This is a genomic window from Acidisoma sp. S159 (genome assembly GCF_009766125.1).
Taxonomy (GTDB): domain Bacteria; phylum Pseudomonadota; class Alphaproteobacteria; order Acetobacterales; family Acetobacteraceae; genus Acidisoma.
Genome location: NZ_LMUG01000059.1, coordinates 687,670 through 706,692, shown reverse-complemented (window position 1 = coordinate 706,692; position 19,023 = coordinate 687,670). Strand labels below are relative to the sequence as shown.

Below are 19,023 nucleotides of genomic sequence, written 5' to 3'. Positions count from 1 at the left end.
ATGAGAAGAATGTCCGTATCGAACCAGAGGCCCCTCACCCGCAGCCGGCAGCAGATGGCGAAAGCCCGAACCAAGCTGCCTTTCGGCGTGGCCTCGACGTTTCGCTACTGGGGCGAGAATACGATCTATGTGAAGGAAGGCCGCGGCGCCCGGATCTGGGACATCGACGACAACGAATATGTCGATTACCGGCTGGGCTATGGCCCCGCCATCCTGGGTTATGCCGATCCCCGTGTGGATGCGGCAGCCATGGAGGGCATGAAGGTCGGCGGCGTTTTCGCGCTGGCGACCGAGAAGGAATACGAGGTCGCGACCCGGATCAGCCGCATGGTGCCGGCGGCCGAGTTGATCCGCTTCTCCAATTCCGGGACCGAAGCCGTAATGGCGGCGCTGCGCCTGGCGCGTGGTTTCACCGGGCGGGACGAGTATGTGATCGTCGAGGGCAGCTATCATGGCCTGTTCGACGCCGCGATGTGGCAGACGGATATGGAAGGCTGGGACGGCACCGGCGAGCCGGAGCTGAAGGCTTATGGCCGTGGTGTGCCGAGCCGGCTGAAGCAGATGATCCATCTCACGCCGCTGAACGACATCGAGCGGCTGGAAGCGACTTTTCGCGCCCATGGCGAGCGCATCGCGGCCTTCCTGGTCGAGCCGATCATGGGCAATTGCTGTGCGCTGACGGCACATACCGAATTCCTCAAGGCAGCCCGCGCGCTATGCGACAAATACGGCGTGGTGATGCTCATCGACGAGGTGAAGACCGGTTTCCGCGTGGCGCGAGGCGGGGTGCAGGAATTGTTCGGTGTGCGAGCCGACCTTTGCACCTTCGCCAAGGCGATGGCGAATGGCTACCAGATCGCGGCCTTCGGCGGGCGCGAGGACATCATGCGCACCATCGAAAAAGGTGTCGCGCATGGCGGCACCTATACGGCGCATTCGATCGCCATTGCGGCGGCCGCGCGTTGCCTGGAGATCCTGGAAGAGACCGATACGCTGGAGCGTATCGCCGATTATGGCACGCGCATGCAGAAGGGCATGAGCGCGATCCTGACGGAAGCTGGGCTGCCGCATTGCTTCACGGGGCACCCGAGCATGGGCGGGCTGTTCTTCCGCGAGGAGCCGCCGACGAATTATCGCGACTGGAAGACCAGCAATTACACCTTCTACGACACCATGGCGCCGCATCTGCATGACCGCGGCGTGCTCTGCGAGCCAGATTCGCGAGAGCCTTGGTTCATCTCGGCGGCGCATGACGAGAGCTGCCTCGCCACGACGCTGAGCGCCTTCCGCGATGCGGTGGCGGTGACCCAGGCCGAGCTTGAGGCGAATCTCGGCGCCGACCGGAAGGGCGATGGAATCATCGGCACGCGGGTGATCGAGGCATCGGCCTCGTGAACGAGATCAGCTCTGTCGCCGGAACCATCGAAGCGCCGGACGCGATCAGCCGCCCCACCGCGCTCGGCGCGCGGAAAGGCGACAAGGTTTGGGACGCGATCGTCATCGGTGCCGGGCATAACGGGCTGATCAACGCCGCCTATCTGCAGCGCGCAGGGTTGAATGTGCTGGTGGTCGAGAAGAACGGCCATATCGGCGGCGCGGCTGTCAGCAGCGTCCTGCATGACGGCTGGACCTATTCCAACTGCTCCTATGTCTGCTCGCTGTTGCGGCCCGAGATTCAGCGCGACCTCGAGCTGTACAAGCACGGGTTGCAGGTCATTCCCTATGAGGGGGGGATGACCATGATGCGGAACGGTGACCGTTTCTGCAGCTACTACGATCACGATGTTTTCCGCGCCGAGATCGCGCGCTTCTCGAAGAAGGACGCGGACGCCTACGATCATTACGCCACGGCCGTGATGAAGATGTGCCGCTGGATCAAGCCGCTTCTCATGCGTACGCCTCCCGACCCGACGCGTTTCCGGCCGCGCGATATTTCCGAGCTCATCTACCTCGCGAAGCACTTCTCCGGCCTCGGCGAGCGCGACATGGGGGAGCTGATCCGTTTCTTCACGCTGTCGATCGCCGAGTTTCTCGACGAGTATTTCGAGACGGATGTGGTCAAAGCGCATTTCGCCGGATCGGGGATCATCGGCACGGCGCTTGGCCCTTACTCCCCCGGCACGGCCTATGTGCTGCTGCACCATTATATGGGCGATATCGACGGCAGCGTCGGCGCCTGGGGTTTTGCGCGCGGCGGCATGGGCTCCGTCAGCAAGGCCTGCGCGGGCGCTTTTCAGGCGGCGGGCGGCACGATCGAAACGAATGCCGAGGTTGGTCGCATTCTGGTGCGCGACGGCCGTGCCGAGGGCGTGATGCTGGCGGACGGCACGGTGCTGCGCGCGAAACGGGTGGTGTCGAACCTCGATGTGAAGCGCACCTTCACCAAGATCGTGCAGGAGCGCGAGCTGCCGTCGGACTTTCTCGACACCGTCAAGAAGTTCAAGATCCGTGGCTCCTCCGGCAAGCTCAATATCGCGCTGGACGGCATGCCCGACTTCACAAATGTCCGCGCCGGCCATCCCAGCCTGCGCGGCGACCTGCATTTTACCGATGGCATGGAGCGCATGGAGCGCGCCTATGACGACTGGAAAGCCGGCCGCTGGTCCCGCGATCCTTACGTTGACATGCTGATCCCGACGCAAATCGACCCCACCATGGCGCCCGCCGGCAAGCATTACATGAGCGTCTTCGTGCAATACGCCCCGCCTGTGCTGGCCGATGGCAGAAGCTGGGACGGTCCGGCGCGGGATGAGTTCCGCGAAACGGTTCTGTCGCAGATCGCCGAACAGAGCCCGAATTTCCGCGACCTGATCCGCCATGTGGAAACCCGCAGCCCCTGGGATATCGAAAACGAGGCCGGCTTGACCGAGGGCAATATCTTCCAGGGCGAACTCACGATGGACCAGCTCATCTTCAACCGCCCTGTACCCGGCTACGCGCAATACCGTGCGCCGATCGCCGGGATGTACATGTGCGGCTCCTCGACGCATCCCGGCGGCGGTGTGATGGGCGCGCCGGGCGCCAATGCGGCGCGTGAAATCCTGCGGGATCTTCGCATCAAAGGCTTCGACCCGCGCGAGGAGCATGACCTGTGAGCACGCGCTACGACCACATCGTCATCGGCGCCGGCCATAACGGCCTGGTCTGCGCCGCCTATCTCGCCCGCGCCGGCCGCAGCGTGTTGGTGCTGGAGGCGGCCGAGGAGGTCGGCGGCGCCGCGCGAACAGCGGAAATCGCGCCGGGTTTCCGCGTCTCGGCCTGCGCGCATCTGCTGTACGGCCTGCATCCGCGTGTGATCCGCGAGCTGAGCCTTCGCCGCCATGGCCTGGACTATGCCTCCGCGAGTTTGCAAACGGCTGTGATGGGCGCGGATGGTTCCGTGCTACGGCTCAAGACCGACCACGCGGCGGGTGCGATCGACGCGGCGGATATCGTGGCGCTGCCGGGTTTTCGTCGCCGCTTGCTGAAGATGGCGCGGCATCTGCGGCCGATGCTGCTTATGCAGCCCCCGCGTTTGGCGGGGCGCGATCTGAAGCAGAACATCGACCTAGCGCGCCTGGGCTTCGCCATCCGGTCGATGGGCCAGGCGGATATGCGCGACTTCCTGCGCATCGCCACGATGAATGTCTTCGATCTCGTGCAGGACAATTTCGCCTCGCCGCTGATCCAGGCGGCCTTCGCGGCGGATGCCGTGCTTGGCACGAATCTTGGGCCGCGTTCGCCCGGCACGGTGCTGACGCTGCTGTATCGCCTCATTGGCGAGGTTGGACCGGTACAGGGTGCGGTTGCCTTGCCGCGCGGCGGCATGGGCGCTGTGACGCAGGCGATCGCCGCCTCGGCCCGGGACTTCGGTGCGACCATCCGCATGGGCGCCGCCGTCGGCCGCATTCGTGTCGAGGGCGAGCGTGTGGTGGGGGTCGAGCTGGCAGATGGCGAGTTCATCGCCGCTGGCAGCGTGGTTTCCAATGCCTCGCCGCAACGGACCTTGCTGGATCTAGTGGGGCCGCGTCATCTGGATGCCGGTTTCCAGCGCGACATCGGCAAGATCCGCGCGAAGGGCAATACCGCGAAGCTGAACCTCGCCTTGAGCGGCCTGCCGGCATTCCGTGGCCTGGACGCAGCCGATCTTGCCGGCCGCATTGTGCTCGCGGGCAGCCCTTCGGCCATTGAGGCGCAGTTCGATCCGAGCAAATACGGCGAGTGGTCGCCCGAACCGCTGATGGAGATCACCATCCCCTCCGCGACCGATGCCACCGCGGCGCCATCCGGCCAGCACGTTCTCTCGGCCGTGGTGCAATATGCGCCCTATCGGCTGAAGGAAGGCTGGGACGCCGCCAGGGCGCGCTACCTGGAGGTTCTGCTCGACCATCTGGAGCGCTTCGCTCCCGGCATTCGGCAGCAGGTGGTGGCACAACAGCTTCTCACGCCGTTGGATCTGGAACGCGATTACGGGATGCCGGGCGGGCATTGGCATCACGGTGAACTCGCGATTGACCAGCTGCTCATGCTGCGGCCGGTCAATGGCGCGGCGCGCTATGCCATGCCTATCGCTGGTCTGTTCCTTTGCGGCGCCGGAGCGCATCCGGGCGGCGGGGTGACTGGTGCTCCGGGGCATAATGCGGCGCAGGCGGTTCTTGCGGAAGCCAAGCCCTTGGAGCGCGCGGCATGAACCCCGATCTCGCTCCGGCGCAGCACGATAGTGCCCGCGCCACCACGCGCATTGGCCTGAAGGAAACGCCCTTCGCGCCGCGCCTGCGTCCGCTCAACCAGTTCGAGGCGCTGGAATATTGGCAGGGCTATTGGTCGCCGGCGCATTTCGGCAATATGGAGCGCGAATACTTCGCGATCCGCAATACCGCGAGCGTCTTCGATATCTCGCCGATGAACAAGTATCGCATCACCGGGCCGGACGCGGATGCATTTTTGCAGCGGCTGGTGACGCGCGATGTCACTAAGATCAGCGTCGGTCGCGTCGCCTATACGGTATGGTGCGACGATGCCGGGCAGGTCATCGACGACGGCACGCTATTCCATCTCGGCGAGCAGGATTGGCGGCTGTGCTGCCAGGAACACCAGACCTTCTGGCTCGAGGCTTCCGCGCGTGGCTTCGATGTTTCGGTGCGTGAGGAAACCGAGGAGGTCGCCGGCCTGTCGCTCCAAGGACCGACGAGCTTTTCGGTGCTGTCCCGTCTCGGGCTGGGTGGGCTGGAGACGCTGAAGCCTTTCGGGATTCGGCGCTGGCCCTTCCGGGGTCATGAGTTGATGGTCTCCCGCACCGGCTTCACCGGCGACCTTGGCTACGAGCTGTGGATCGCGCCCGGCGGGGCGCTCGACCTTTGGGATGCCCTGATGGAGGCGGGCCAGGGCATCGGCGGCGTGGAGCCCACGGGCAGCCACGCGCTGAACATGGCGCGGATCGAGGCGGGGTTCCTCGGCGCCCAGCTCGACTTCATTCCGGCCGACAAGGCTATCCGGGCGGGGCGGACCCGGTCGCCCTACGAGCTGAACCTTGGGTGGCTGGTAGACCTTGCGAAGGGTCAATTTACCGGCCGCAAAGCGCTGGTGGAGGAGAAGGCTCGCGGATCTCGCTACTGCCTGGTCGCGGTCGATATCGAGGGCAAGGAACCGGCCGAAGGGTCGCTTGTCTACCACAAGCAGAAGACCGAGGTGGGCCATATCACCTCGGGCATCTGGTCGCCCACCGCCAAACGGAACATTGGGCTCGCCAGCCTCAAGCGGCCATTCGGCGATACGAAGACCGAGGATCTTTGGGTCGAGATCTATGCCCTGCACGAGCTGCGCTGGGAGAAGGTCATGGCGCGCGTCCGGGTGGTGAAGGCGCCCTTCTTCGAGCCAGCCCGCCGCCGCGCGACCCCGCCGCTGCCCTTCTGATTCGAGCCGGTCGTGGTAGGTTATCCGACGAACCCTGAGGGAGAGAGCGCATGAGCGCGACCAATTGGCATGAGAGAGCGGCGGCGCTGAAGCCGGAGACGCGGTTCTTCATCGGCGGCGACCTGGCGACCGGTTCGGGCGGCCATTTCGAGACCATCAACCCCGCCAATGGCCAGGTCATCGCCGCGGTCAGCGAGGGCACGCCCGCGGATATCGACCGCGCCGTGGCTGATGGGCTGAAGGCCTATCGCAGCGGAAGCTGGTCCCGCATGGCGCCGCGTGACCGCATGGCCGTGATGTATCGCTTCGCCGATCTCATCGAGCAGAATGTCGAGCTTTTCGCGCTGCTCGATACGCTGGATATGGGCAAACCGATCAGCGACATGGTGAATATCGATGTGCCCGCCTCGGTGCATTGCATTCGCTTCACCACCGAATGTATCGACAAGCTGACCGGCTCTACCACGGCGACGCCGTCCAATGTGCTGCATTACATCAATCGCGAGCCGCTCGGCGTGGTGGGCGCCATCGTGCCGTGGAACTATCCGCTGCTCATGGCGGTGTGGAAGATCGCGCCCGCATTGGCCGCCGGTAATTCCGTGGTGCTCAAGCCCGCCGAGCAGTCGCCGCTATCGGCTGTGCATCTCGCGCGGCTTTTCGCGGAAGCCGGCGGCCCCTCGGGCGTCTTCAACGTGGTGAATGGCCCCGGCGAGACGGTCGGCCGGGCCTTGGCGCTGCACAATGACGTGGCGAAGATCAGCTTCACGGGCTCGACCGAGGTCGGCAAGCTGATGCTGCAATATGCCGGCCAGTCCAACATGAAGAAGGTCGCGCTGGAATGCGGCGGCAAGACGCCTCAGGTGATGATGGCCGACCTGCCGGACCTCGCGACGGCCGCCAAAACCGCCGCCGCCGGCATCTATGGCAATATGGGCGAGGTCTGCAACGCCGGCTCCCGCTTGCTGGTGGATCGCAAGATCCATGACGAATTCGTCCATAGCTTCATGCGGGAAAGCGAAAGCTGGATTCCGGGCGACCCCCTGAACGAGGAGACCAATATGGGTCCCCTCGTCACCTTCGAGCAGCAGAAGCGCGTGCTGGGATATGTCGATATTGGCAAAAAGGGCGGCGCTTCGCTGGCCTTCGGCGGCAATGTTCCGCAGGGTCTGGAGAAGGGCGCCTATGTCGCGCCGGGTCTCTTTACGGGCGTCGACAGCGGCATGCGGATCGCCAAGGAAGAGATCTTCGGCCCGATCGCGGCGCTGATCCCCGTCGACGGCGTCGAGAACGCGATCGAGGTCGCCAATGACACGATCTACGGCCTCGCCGCCGGAATCTGGACCTCGAACCTCACCACCGCGCATACGCTCGCTCGCGAGATCGAGGCCGGGACGATCTGGGTCAATTGCTTCGACGAGGGCGACATGACGCAGCCCTTCGGCGGCTACAAGCAGTCGGGCAATGCACGCGACAAATGCTTCGACACGGTGCTGGCCTATACGCAGTCGAAATCGGTCTGGGTGAAGCTGGTCTGACCGTCGGCGGTCAACATGCGCGCGACTTCCCCGCCACCACCATCGCGGTGCGTGACGGGGAAGCTGAGGAAAAGCCTAGGCGGCGACTGCCCAATCCTGCTCGGCCGCCACGACATTGACGTCGATTCTGACTACGCGCTCGTGGTCGGAACGGCCGAGGTCCAGCAGCGCCTGCCCATCCGTCCAGCGCAGTCGGCCGCAGGTCTCGATGCCATGGAAGCCCAGCGCAAGACGGCCGTCATCCAGCGCTAGCGTATCGCCGTTGATGGTGACCGTGGTGATCCCGGCGCCCAAGCGGCGATGATCGCTGGCCGCTCTGGCGGCTACCGAAGCGAGGCGCACAAGGCCACTGCTTCCCGCTGGGACCGTCACGTCATGCGTGCCGACTGCTTCCAGCCATAGCGTCTGGGTCGCGCCTGCGCCCGCGCCGGTGGCGACGGCTCGTCCCTCGACCCGCGCACGGATCACGGCGAGGGCAACCCCGCCCTCGACGAGCGGGGCGCAAGCGCGCGTCCGCCATGCCTCAGAGGCGAGATCGGGGGCGAAGTCCCCGTGCAGATCGGCCGGCACAGCCGCGTTCGCGAACATGCCGCGATTGCCGGTGTCCAGCCAGCTCTCTGCCGCGGCGCCTTCCGCCATGAGCAGGTCGTGCTTCGGCAACTCGACATGGAAATAGGTGATCTCGGCCATGCTCGTGTCGCGAAGGATAGTGCTGCCGTTAACCAACAGCCGCGCCGGAACCAGCTTGCCGTCGAGGCCCATGGCATGCTCAGGGCTGACCAGGAGATCGCGCGACGGTACGCCCGCCGCCAGCGCGCCAGCGCGGATCCGGATCGGCGCTACATCCGGCCGTGCCGCGAGGCTGAAACGACGATGCCCGATCCAGGTCACCGCCGCGGCTTCGCCGGAAGCCGTCACCACGATGTCACCCGCTTTCAGCGACTCGACGGCGACGTAGCCCCCCGTCGTGGCGATCAGTGTGCCGAGCGCGAAACAGGTCGGCGTGCCCGGCGTGGTCACGAAGCCAGCAAGGGTTTCGCCGTTCGAGGTATCGGTGTTTCCGAGCAAAAAAGTTTGAAACTTCCACCCACCGTTCGAGGCGCCTTGGCTGGACGCCTGAACGACAACACCAGAGGAATTGACGCCGAGCACCGTGAAGGTCGTGCTTGCATTCGCCTGGTCGGTCGAAGCCGCTCCGAATGCGAGCTTGCCGCTATAGGTTGAGCCGACGACCAGATCAGAAAATGAAGATACGCCGTCAATCTCGACGAAATAGGCGTCGGTCACTCCGCTCGACAGGTTCTCATGCGATGCCGCGGCATTGAAGGTGCCGTTGGAAAAGCTGCCAGGCGATAAATCTCCGGAAGCTCCGCCATGCTGCGTGAAGCCGTTTGAGTTCTGATTGTAGAAATAGATCGACATTCTGCGGTCCTTCAGGATCGGGGGGGCGGCGAAGCCAGGCTGGCTCGCCACGTCGCGGATCCTGTGTCAGTCGAGGACAGTCATCGTCAACATCATGGAAACGATCCGCAGCTCCGATATCAGGTCAATCAACTTTCTGCTGAATAAGCGACGGATTTTTCCAATACAAACACTGGTCACCTCTAATTTTTTCTTGGTGTTCAGCACTTCAGCGATAGTCAATGCTGGGGCTAAGGGCTTGGTTGTGGAGTGACAAAGCGCGACAATGGGTCACAGCGAAGAAACCGACGCAAGCAGCCCGCATGGTGTCACACCATCAGGCTTGCCAAAGCCGCCAGGAGTGCGGGCGGCATGACGATGGCACCGCGCAAGAGGAACTTCGTGAAGCTCACTTCCTCACCCTCCCGCCGCAATGCCGTCAGCCAAAGGATTGTCGCCAGCGAGCCGGTGATCGAGAGGTTCGGGCCAAGATCGACGCCGACCAACAGGGCGTTCGTCACTACTCTTGGAACATGCGCGGCGGCGACGGCGGAGCCCGCGATGAGGCCCGCCGGCAGATTGTTCATCACGTTGCAAAGCAGCGCGAGCAGCACCCCAGCCCCCCAGGCCGTGCTCGCCGTCGAGACCTCAGAGGCGTGATGTAAGAGGTCGGCGATCCCGGCAACCACGCCGGTCGCGGCGAGGCCCTGGACGAGCACGAACAGCCCAGCCACGAGCGGCAGGACGAGCCACGAAACGCCGCGCAAGGTCTCCCAGGGTGCCTCCCGCTTAGCGGCCAGCACCACGGCTGTCGTGACGACGCCCGAGAGCGCGGTGGGCAAGCCGAGCGGGACGTCCGCACCGGAGGCGGCGAGCAAGACAACGGCCGTCGCCAGAATGCCGGCGGCCGCGACCTTGCCTCCGAAGGGAAGCTCGGCATGCGGGATTTCAGCGGCGATCGGCGCCCTGAGACCGCGCCATTCGACCAGCAGCAAAGTCCCGAGCGTGACGAGGACGCAAACGGTGGCTGGCAACAGGAAGTCAGCGAGCCAAGCCATCAGCGCTGGCATGTGATTGCCGTAGAGCACGAGATTGGCCGGGTTGGAGATCGGCAGGATGAAACTCGCCGCATTGGCGATGAAGGCGCAGATGAAGAGATAAGGCAGCGGATCGGCCTTGGCGGCTCGCGTGGCGGCAAAAACGGCAGGGGTGAGCACGACGGCGGTGGCATCGTTCGAGAGGAAGGCTGTGACAATCGTTCCAACGCCATAGACGAGCAGGAAAAGCCGCGTGGCCGAACCTCGTGAATGGCGCACGGCGAAAACGGCGAGCCAATCGAACAGCCCCTCCCGCCGCGCGACCTCGCTCAGCAGCATCATGCCGAGAAGAAAGAGGTAGACATCCGTGCCCTTGCCGATCGCGAGCAGTGCCTGATGCCACGGCAACAATCCGCTCGCGACGAGCAGGACGGCGCCGCCGACCGCCCAAACCGCTTCGGGCAGGCGCCAGGGTCGGACGATCACACCGGCGGTCGAAACGCCCGCTATGATCCAGGTCGGCGCCGCGGCACTTGCGGCGATCATGGGGTCGGGTTCCGCTCACGGCAAAGCGATGCCGGCATTATCGAATTTACTTCGCCGTTCATCGTGGCTGTTTGGCCTATGCGGGTTGGATAGTCGCTCTGGGAGTTCGTCGTCTACGCGCCGTCATACACACTATCTTGGGCGCATCTTGCGAGACGGCTAGTCCTCGCGAGGTGACGACGCAGCGGAATTTACTTGTTGCTGTCGCCTAAGCAGCAGTCGGTGTAGGGGCTGGGCGCGGCGCCCAGCCTGGCTCCAATCCTAGAGGCAATGCGTATTCACCGCTTTCCATCTTGCGTTGAACCGTGGCCAGCGAACGCGGTCGGTCGAAGTAGTATCCCTGCACATAGGTGCAGCCGACGGCACTCAGGAAGTTCCACTGTTCCGCCGTTTCGATGCCCTCCGCCGTCGTCGCCATGCCGAGCTTGGTCGCGAGTTTGATGACGGATTCCACGATGGCGATCGAGTCGCTGCGGGAGCCTAGATCGCCGATGAAGGAGCGATCGATCTTGATCTTGTCGAAGGGGAAATGCCGGAGATAGCTCAGCGACGCGTAACCGGTACCGAAGTCGTCAAGTGCGATCGTCACGCCGAGCGCCCGCAGCTCAAGCAACATGGAGCGCACCTCGTCGCCATCGCGCAGCAGCGCCCCTTCGGTGATCTCAAGCTCGAGCCGCGATGGCTGCAACCCCGCGTTGCGGAGCGCGGATTCCACGACCTTCGTTAGTCCTCGATCCTCGAACTGCGTTGGCGACAGATTGACCGCCACGCGAATATTGGCAGGCCAGTCCGCCGCATCCATGCAGGCACGCCTGATCACTGATTCGCCGATGGGAATGATCAGCCGGGAATCCTCGGCGACAGGGATGAAGCGGCTCGGGAGGATGGTGCCGAGCGTCGGATGGTTCCAGCGCAGCAGGCCCTCGAATTGCGCGAGGTGCCCGGTCGCGACCTCGAAGACCGGCTGATAGAGCACCTCGAAGCGGTCCTGCTCCAAGGCATCGCGAATATCGGCGGCGATGGTGCTGCGGACTTGGACGGCTGTCTCCATCTCGGCCTCGAAGAACCGGGAGGTGTTGCGGCCCTCCGCTTTCGAGCGATAGAGCGCCATATCGGCGCTGCGGAGGAGTTGTTCGGCGTCATTCGTCTCGTCATTGCAGATCGCGATACCGACGCTGACGCCGGCCACGACGCGACGGCCGTCGATGCTGTAGGGCTGACCCACCGCCTCCACCAGACGATGCGCCAGGGTGACGGTCTCGTCCCGTGTGCGGGGCTGCATTTGCAGGATGGCGAATTCGTCGCCGCCGAGCCGCGCGACCACATCCTCGTCGCGCACGCAGCCGCGCAGCCGTCTCGCGATCATCACCAGCAGGGCGTCGCCCGCCAGATGGCCAAGCGTGTCATTCACATCCTTGAAGTGATCAACATCGAGCAGCAATAGCGCGAAGAAGCGATCGGCGGCGCGGTCGCGCAAAGCCTCGGCCATGCGAAGCGTGAACATGAGGCGATTGGGCAGATCGGTAAGAGCATCGTGATGGGCGATGTAGTCGGTATTCGCCTCGACCTTGCGTCTCTCGGTGATGTCCTCATAGGTCGCGACCCAGCCGCCTTCGGCCATCGGCATGTGACCGACCTGGATCGAGCGGCCATCGCTTTCCGCATAGAACGAACCACGCTCCTTCTGGGCGACGAAGGCTTGAGTCTGTTCGCGGATGCGCTCAATCACCGCTCTCGGTTGGGACTGCCGTTGCCCCATTATGCGGAACAGGTCCTCCAGCGCGGCTCCCGCCTCCGCTTCGGCGGGACGCAGGCCGAACATTTCGAGGAACCGGGTATTGGAGACGATGAGGCGGTCGTTCCGATCGGCCATCAGCAAGCCATGCGACATGTTGTTGAGCGCAGCATCGAAACGCGTGTTCTGAATGCGCAGCGCCTCGTCGCGATTGCGGAGGGCCGCGTTCTGCGCCGCCAGATCTTCGTTCGCCTTCGCCACAGCGGAATGCGCGGAAGTGAGCGCCGCCCCCGCGACCTGCAGATCCTCGGTGAGCAGACTGAGATGCCTGTTGGCCTCCATCATCAGGCGATTGTCGCGCAGCAGCATGATGATGAGCAGGACGCCCACGACGATGAGCGCGAATATGACGCCGGACGAAATGAGGTGGAGATTTTTAAGATGCGCCTGGTCGATCTCGATCTGAGTACCCACCAGCGTGCTCGTGATCGACGACAGCCGGGTCATGTCGGGATCGAGCGGCGTAAGTTCCGCGATGATCTGCGCCGCGACGCCCTTCTCGGACAATCGCGGCATGAGCACCTTGATGTCTTTGAGCGCTACAGAGAGTTCATCGAGCACGCCATCAATCTCAGAATGGCCGGCGATGAAGCTCTTGAACGACTCACGGCTGAGAATTTCGAAGCGGTTCTCGAAAATCTCGAGCCTGAGGTTAACGATATCCTCAGATGAATCGGGTAATCCGAGTGCGAAGGCGGAGACCGCGTCCTGGAATCGCAGCAACTCGACGGCGCCTTGCCCAGCGTCGAAGGCATCGTCGTAGCGAGCCAGCCGGTGAACGGTCTGGTCCTGCTGGATCGCCAGGTAGGAGGTGCAGCCGGCAGCCAGCGCGAAGCAGAACAGAATCAGGAGGAGCGGTAGCTTAGCCTGATTTCGTCGCCGCACCTTCCCGGTGGCCGTCAGCGGCATCTTTCAGACGATCGCGAGCCGGTTGAGCTGCCACACGCTACGACCGTAGAAAGTCTGACGCTCCAAGGTCGAGCGGCTGTCGAAGGGATAGACGATAAAAAGTGGTCCCTTGCTAGAGACCGGCATGTATTTGCCGTTCATCTTGGTCGCCAGCAGCGTGCCATATCGCGCGAAGTCGCTGATGGGGAGTTCGGCGCTGTAGTCATTCAGCGCGTAGGCGACGACGGTCTTGCCGCTCGCCCCGACACGCCGCATCAGCGTGTCGAGCAGGACACCCTGAAATTGCGTCTTGCCAGGGTCCCAGGGTGTGCTGGTACTGAACTCAGTCAGACCGAGGGCCTCAAGCGACGGCATGTCGAAGACCGCCGTTTTGCCTCGGTTGGCGTTGCTGATTTTTCCAGAGACAGTCAGGACGATGGGTCCTTTCGGCTCGGCGAGCGGAAGAGGGGCGTCGTCAGCTCTAAGAGGAGACGTGGCCAGAGAGGCGGCCGCGGTGCCGATACCGACCAGGAACGTCCGGCGCATACTCATGGTTAGCCATCCCTTACGTTGCTGAGACCGCGTTTCGTGCCCCCCATGGGCCGGCCCGGTATCAGGAGCACCAAGACATCCTCCGCAATTCGCCGTCCGAGCTAACAAAGCGGACGGCTCGGCTGCGCTCCGCCGAATCCGAAGGATTTGGCGGTTGAGTATCAATAAGGCTTATATCCCCGATCCAGCCATAGTTCTCGCTCTGCAACCAGCGGTTTATAATAAGTGTGACTCTTACGCCAAGCTGTTAGCCGCTTTAACCGCTGGAAAGAGCTCGGCTACCCTCAAACCATGACACCCCCTGAAAGCAGCCTCATGAAGACGGCCCCCGCCCCCTTGCCCGACCCCGATCTGCTGGAAAGCAGCCTGTCCGCTTTGCCCCCCGGAGCCACGGTTCTGGACTATGGCTGTTATGGCTGGTCGGCGGCGCAGCTTGGTCTTCACCTCGGCCGCGACGATCTGGATCACCTTGGGGTTGATCTCTACGAGGAGCCGCCGGGGCGGCCGCCTTCCGCCCGATATCTGCGACTCAGCCATTCCGGAGCCGCGTTGCCCCGGGAAACGGCGGATCTGGTTATCGCCTCTCATGTATTGGAGCATTGCGCTGATGCGGTCGGTGTCTTCGGCAGTCTCATTGCCGCCGTCCGGACCGGCGGCGCCGTCTATGTCGAGGCACCGAGCGAACTGACCGCGCTTCAGCCGAGCGACCCGGATGTCGAGGGCCACGCCTTTACGAGCTTTTGGGACGATCCGACTCATGTGCGGCCCTGGTCCCCGGCGGCGCTTTATCGCCTCGGCCTCTCCTTCGGCGCCAGGCCCGAGCGTTGCGGGCACGCGATGCGCGGCGGCATTCATTGCAGCCTCGCGCTCATCCGCAGAATTGATCCGGAGGCGCCGCGATACCGCTACGTCTCCCTCGCCGGAGTGCCGCGCGGCGTCGAAGCGGCGCTTGCCCATGTCGGGCGGCGCTCGGCATGACGCGCTGCGTTCTCGGGCTAGACATCGGCACGACCTCAACTATCGGCATACTTGTGGCGCTCCCCGACCGGGTTCTCGGCCTCGCCTCCCGCAGCGTGACGCTGCATTCGACGCGGGCGGGCTGGGCCGAGGAGGACCCCGAACAGTGGTGGTCGAACGTCCGCGAGATCACGCGTGAGTTGGTGGCGACGAGCGGGATCGACGCGGCGGACATCGCGGCAATTGGCGTCACCGGCATGCTGCCGGCGGTTGTTCTGCTCGATGCGGATGGGCAGCTCCTGCGTCGCTCCATCCAGCAGAGCGATGCGCGCTGCGGCGCGGAGGTCGAGGAGATTGGGGCGGAAATCGCGGAGGCTCGGTTCATCTCCAAGGCCGGCAATGGCATTAACCAGCAACTCGTGGCGCCTAAGATTCGGTGGCTGGAGCGCCACGAGCCGGAGGTCTTCCGGCGGATCGCGACGGTCTTCGGCTCCTATGACTATATCAACTGGCGGTTGACCGGTGAAAAGGCGGTCGAGCAGAATTGGGCGCTCGAAGGCGGTTTCGTGGATGTGCAAGGCGGCCGCCTGGATGACGAGCTTATCGCGCTTGCCCATCTGCGTCGTGACGCGATTCCCCGGAAAACGATCTCGCACGAGATATTGGGGCGGGTGACGGCGGAGGCCGCGGCGGAAACCGGGCTGGTTTCCGGCACGCCGGTCGTGGGGGGCGCCGCGGATTTCATCGCGTCCGCGCTCGCCGCCGGTGTCGTGCAGGGCGGTCAGGTGTTGTTGAAGTTCGGCGGCTCGGTCGATGTCATGGTAGCGGCCGAGACGGCAACGCCGGATCGCCGGATGTATCTGGACTACCACCTCGTGCCGGGCCTCTTCATGCCCAATGGCTGCATGGCAACCGGCGGCTCCGGCCTGAACTGGTTCGCCCGCACTTTCGCCGGCGGCGAGTTGGAGGCCGCGAAGCAGGCGGGCCTTACGTTGCACCAACACCTGGACCGGCTGGCGGATGCGGTGCCGCCCGGTGCCGAGGGCGTGCGGTTCCTGCCCTACCTGCTCGGCGAGAAGACGCCGGTGCATGATCCCGCCGCGCGCGGAGCGATTTCGGGTCTCACCCTGTCGCACGGGCTAGGCCATCTGTGGCGCGCGCTGCTCGAGTCCTATGCCTACGCCATCGTGCATCACGTCGAGGTCCTCAATGATATCGGCTATCCGACCGGGGTTTTCCTGGCCTCGGATGGCGGCGCGGGCAGCCGGACCTGGATGCAGATCGTCGCGGATGTTCTGCAACAGCCGGTGCAGCGGCTGGAGGGGCATCCGGGCTCATGTCTGGGCGCGGCCTGGACGGCGGCGATCGGCGTCGGCTTGGTCACGGATTGGTCGGGCACTTCGCGGTTTGTGACCTATGGGGAGGTGTTGCAGCCCGACCCCGAGAATGCCGAATTGTATAGGGATGGATATCACGCGTATCGAGCGCTCTATCGTCCGGCGGCCGGGGTTCGCTGATCTCCTGGTGACGGGTTGGCTACGGTCACTGCCGCTTTGTTCGGGCGCGTGCCGCCGCTCAGTAGCGGTGGGTGAAAAGGCCGCGCCGCTGATAGGCGGATGCCGCCTCCTCCATCATCGCGGCAATCCTCTGCGCTCCGAAATCGCGGCGTAGGCGCTCCGCCATGGCGAGGATGTCACTCGCGGCTTTGGCACGGCCCGGCCGCAGGATCTCGTAGGCCGCCAGCAATACGGTTTGCGGGACGGTCGCGAGTTCGGCCGCGCGTTCGAGGTTTTCGGCGAGGCGATCCCGCTGCGCCGAGCGCGCGATCTCGGCCTGCAAAACTAGCGCCGCCGGAGTGATGGTGATGTCCGCGGCCGATACCTCGCCCGCCATCACCGCGTCGAGCGTGAGAGTGTCCAGCGTCTTGCCGGAGGAGGTCAGCACCAGATCGGGCCGATTTTCCGCGAGGGGGTAGAACTCGATCAGCTTGGCGGAATTCGTCATGCGGCGGCCTCTCTGAGGAAGACGGGCCTCACCTCAACGGGTAGCGCCCCGGCTACCGTCAGCGCCGTCTCGACCGCGTGGATAAGCGCCACTTGGACATGAAAGCGCGCGCTGAGTGCCTGGCCGTGGCTTGGCACGACCACTGGGTCAGGCCGGCTTCCGCGCGCGTGTAGCGCGGCATTGCGCGCCAGGGCGTGATAATGCGCGAGGCTGGTAACGGGCGCGTTGGAGAACAGCTCGAGATTGAGATGCGGCAGACGGTCCGCGCGATGCAGCACCGTCGTGCCCTTTGCCTGGAGTCCGATGCCGATCCCCGAACCGGACAGCTTTGCCGCCGTGAGACCAATGAACGAGGTATCCGCCGTGTGGCGGCAGCGCACGAAACGCGCCGTGCCGCCGCCCTCGGAGATGCCCGCCATCAGAGCCCGGATCACCGCGGAAAGCGGATGGCCCGCCGTGGTCTCATGCAGATTCTCGCCGAAGCCGGGACTTATGCCGACTACAACCTCATGCGGGTCGGTTCCCCGAGCCGCTGGTCCCAGATTTTCCAGGGTGTAGCGCCGGCGTTCCTCCGTGCCGCGGATCGCCTGTCCCGCCAGCACGTCCTTGCGTGACAGGGTGCCGCGCAGGCGCTTGATCTTGGCCCATCGCTCTTCCGACATCTGGTAGCCGGTGCCGGGGCCCGCATAGTGGTTCGGATCGTTGATGGCGCTGATGACCCTCCCATCCCGGATGATCGCTGAGGTTTGCAGGTAATCTCCGCTGACCCGCTGCCGAAGCATCATCAGCACATGCTCCGCCTCAGCGACGAAGCCGCGTTTCGCCAAAGCACGCACCACGTCCACCGCCGTGATGCCGCGCGCGTCGATCGCCTCGCTCATCGGCGTGACCGCGCCGGGCTCGTAGCCCTGGGTCTCATCCGATCCCGATGCGAATACGACCGAGCGGCGCATCGCCGCGGTGGGATGCGCGAGGTCCAGCTCCTCCAGCACCGCGGTAATTGCATCGACCGCTCGCGTGCGGAGATCGATCGCCTCATCCTCGCCGATCGCGGTGAGGCCGCCATCGACCCGGAAATCGCGTTGCAGGACCAGGTAGTCCTCGATGTCCTCGCCGTTGAACAGGGAGACATTAAAGGAGTTGTCGTAGCCCTTGATGGAGCCGAAGCCGGAACAGATGAATTCGGAACCAGCAAGGAGAAAGGGCGCGATCTTGGCTCCCACCCGGATTTCCGAAGCACTCGTACGTACGTCGTTGCCTGATGCGCATTCGAGCCCCAGCCAAACGGCGAGAAGGTTCTCCGCCATCAGTTCCCGCACGCCGCTGGGCAAGGATGCGGTCAGTGAAGCGCCATCGACCCCGCCGTTCTGCGTGCCCTGAATGCCCATGGCGCGCTGCAGGCAAAGGCAGCGCGCTTCGAGGTAGAGGATCGACTTCCGCTCATGGAAACCCATGAGCAGTTCCGAGGCCCCGCCCGAGGTGCAACGCGCCTTGATGCCACGCGAGGCATAGGCGGCGGCGAGGAAAGCCTTCGACCAGGGCGTGTCGTCGCCATCGATGAAGCTCTGCTCGGTACCATAGACGGAGACTGTCTCGGCATAGGAGGCGAGACCGCTCATCCCGATCCGCAACTCCTCCGCCTCCTCGATCGAACATTGGAACAACACGCTGCCGCGCCCGACCGCGGAGCCCACGGTACAGGCCAAAGCGTTCGCCCAGGAATTGCTGGCGACCCGCATCGTGGTCTCGATCTCGTCGAAGCCGAGCGCCGCCGCCGTGGCGGCATCGGCGGCGAGTTGCAGAGGATCGTCCTTGGCATTGGTTACGTGGGCCTGGTTGCCGGGCCGCTGCCGGCTCCGCATCTTGGCGAAGGCGAAGGTGATTTCGAGGGCGGACATCTCGGCCACGACCTCAGCGAGCCGCGCGGGCGTCATCCCCGTCGCCAGACGCTGCAAATCCTCTCGCGGGACATGGATATCAACCAGCATCCGGGCGACATCAAGCGGTGCCAGGGCCATGGCCTCATCGACCACGGCGGGATCGAGGTGGTGGCGCGCGACGAATTCGTCGATGAGGTCGAAGTCGTGCTCGCCCTTGCCATCCAGCACCGTGACGCGGCCGGCGGAGATGGAACAGGAAGCCTTGGGATCGAAGGGGCTGCCGATTGCGCAGAAGCCCTGCTCCGGCGCTTCCTCGGCGAAGCGGTCCTGCCTCAGGGGCCGCGCATCCCATTCGTCGAAGCGCCGCCAGCGATTGGGCGTCGGAGGCTCGCGCGGGTCCATGGCGTCCATTCCTTCGCTGCCTCGGCCGATCCAAACACAGCAAGCTTTGGCGCCGCATCGACCGTCGTCGTTGATGCCATCAAGGCGTTGCCCGGCGGCGGTCACCGGCGGGCGCACCCACCCCTAACCCGTCC

At 64.4% G+C, this 19,023-nt stretch carries 13 protein-coding genes; 7 read left to right on the top strand and 6 right to left on the bottom strand.

The window, feature by feature from the left end; translation table 11 throughout:
• Positions 1-9: 9 nt before the first annotated feature.
• Genes GSQ92_RS20080 through GSQ92_RS20060 form a run of 5 tightly spaced genes read left to right on the top strand, consistent with a single transcriptional unit; the run spans position 10 to position 7,427 of the window.
• Positions 10-1,395 (top strand): aspartate aminotransferase family protein, encoded by a 1,386-nt coding sequence (locus GSQ92_RS20080; protein ID WP_158804542.1) that lies wholly within the window; start codon positions 10-12, stop codon positions 1,393-1,395.
• Positions 1,392-3,095 (top strand): NAD(P)/FAD-dependent oxidoreductase, encoded by a 1,704-nt coding sequence (locus GSQ92_RS20075; RefSeq protein ID WP_216856875.1) that lies wholly within the window; start codon positions 1,392-1,394, stop codon positions 3,093-3,095. The genes GSQ92_RS20080 and GSQ92_RS20075 overlap by 4 nt, the downstream gene beginning before the upstream one ends.
• Entirely contained in the window at positions 3,092-4,669 is a 1,578-nt protein-coding gene (locus GSQ92_RS20070; protein ID WP_158804543.1) for an NAD(P)/FAD-dependent oxidoreductase, read from the top strand. The genes GSQ92_RS20075 and GSQ92_RS20070 overlap by 4 nt, the downstream gene beginning before the upstream one ends.
• Positions 4,666-5,892: an aminomethyltransferase family protein gene (locus GSQ92_RS20065; RefSeq protein ID WP_158804544.1), complete on the top strand. Its 1,227-nt coding sequence runs from the start codon at positions 4,666-4,668 to the stop codon at positions 5,890-5,892. Before GSQ92_RS20070 ends, GSQ92_RS20065 begins: the two co-directional genes overlap by 4 nt.
• Before the next feature lie 50 nt (positions 5,893-5,942).
• A complete protein-coding gene (locus GSQ92_RS20060) occupies positions 5,943-7,427 on the top strand; it encodes an aldehyde dehydrogenase family protein (protein ID WP_158804545.1) in 1,485 nt (494 codons plus the stop codon).
• A gap of 75 nt (positions 7,428-7,502) precedes the next feature.
• Here GSQ92_RS20060 and GSQ92_RS20055 read toward each other — a convergent pair whose 3' ends face one another.
• The 4 genes from GSQ92_RS20055 to GSQ92_RS20040 form a co-directional block, all read right to left on the bottom strand.
• Positions 7,503-8,900 (bottom strand): Hint domain-containing protein, encoded by a 1,398-nt coding sequence (locus tag GSQ92_RS20055; protein ID WP_159013871.1) that lies wholly within the window; start codon positions 8,898-8,900, stop codon positions 7,503-7,505.
• A 257-nt stretch (positions 8,901-9,157) separates the two neighbouring features.
• Positions 9,158-10,411 carry an arsenic transporter gene (locus GSQ92_RS20050; protein WP_158804547.1) on the bottom strand — a complete coding sequence of 418 codons (1,254 nt, stop codon included), beginning with the start codon at positions 10,409-10,411 and terminating at the stop codon, positions 9,158-9,160.
• Between the two features lie 208 nt (positions 10,412-10,619).
• Positions 10,620-13,115 carry a bifunctional diguanylate cyclase/phosphodiesterase gene (locus tag GSQ92_RS20045; RefSeq protein ID WP_158804548.1) on the bottom strand — a complete coding sequence of 832 codons (2,496 nt, stop codon included), beginning with the start codon at positions 13,113-13,115 and terminating at the stop codon, positions 10,620-10,622.
• Positions 13,116-13,118: 3 nt separating this feature from the next.
• Positions 13,119-13,646: a molybdopterin-dependent oxidoreductase gene (locus tag GSQ92_RS20040; RefSeq protein WP_216850363.1), complete on the bottom strand. Its 528-nt coding sequence runs from the start codon at positions 13,644-13,646 to the stop codon at positions 13,119-13,121.
• Between the two features lie 315 nt (positions 13,647-13,961).
• Here GSQ92_RS20040 and GSQ92_RS20035 point away from each other — a divergent pair, with 315 nt between their 5' ends.
• Both GSQ92_RS20035 and GSQ92_RS20030 read left to right on the top strand, forming a co-directional pair.
• A complete protein-coding gene (locus tag GSQ92_RS20035; protein ID WP_158804549.1) occupies positions 13,962-14,624 on the top strand; it encodes a bifunctional 2-polyprenyl-6-hydroxyphenol methylase/3-demethylubiquinol 3-O-methyltransferase UbiG in 663 nt (220 codons plus the stop codon).
• Positions 14,621-16,120, top strand: a complete 1,500-nt coding sequence (locus GSQ92_RS20030) for an FGGY-family carbohydrate kinase (protein ID WP_158804550.1) — start codon at positions 14,621-14,623, stop codon at positions 16,118-16,120. The genes GSQ92_RS20035 and GSQ92_RS20030 overlap by 4 nt, the downstream gene beginning before the upstream one ends.
• A 58-nt stretch (positions 16,121-16,178) precedes the next feature.
• Here the strand turns inward: GSQ92_RS20030 and GSQ92_RS20025 are convergent, their stop codons facing one another.
• Both GSQ92_RS20025 and GSQ92_RS20020 read right to left on the bottom strand, forming a co-directional pair.
• Positions 16,179-16,607: a diol dehydratase small subunit gene (locus tag GSQ92_RS20025; RefSeq protein ID WP_158804551.1), complete on the bottom strand. Its 429-nt coding sequence runs from the start codon at positions 16,605-16,607 to the stop codon at positions 16,179-16,181.
• On the bottom strand, positions 16,604-18,889 hold the full coding sequence (locus tag GSQ92_RS20020) for a propanediol/glycerol family dehydratase large subunit (RefSeq protein WP_174246694.1): 2,286 nt from the start codon (positions 18,887-18,889) through the stop codon (positions 16,604-16,606). The genes GSQ92_RS20025 and GSQ92_RS20020 overlap by 4 nt, the downstream gene beginning before the upstream one ends.
• Between the last annotated feature and the right edge of the window lie 134 nt (positions 18,890-19,023).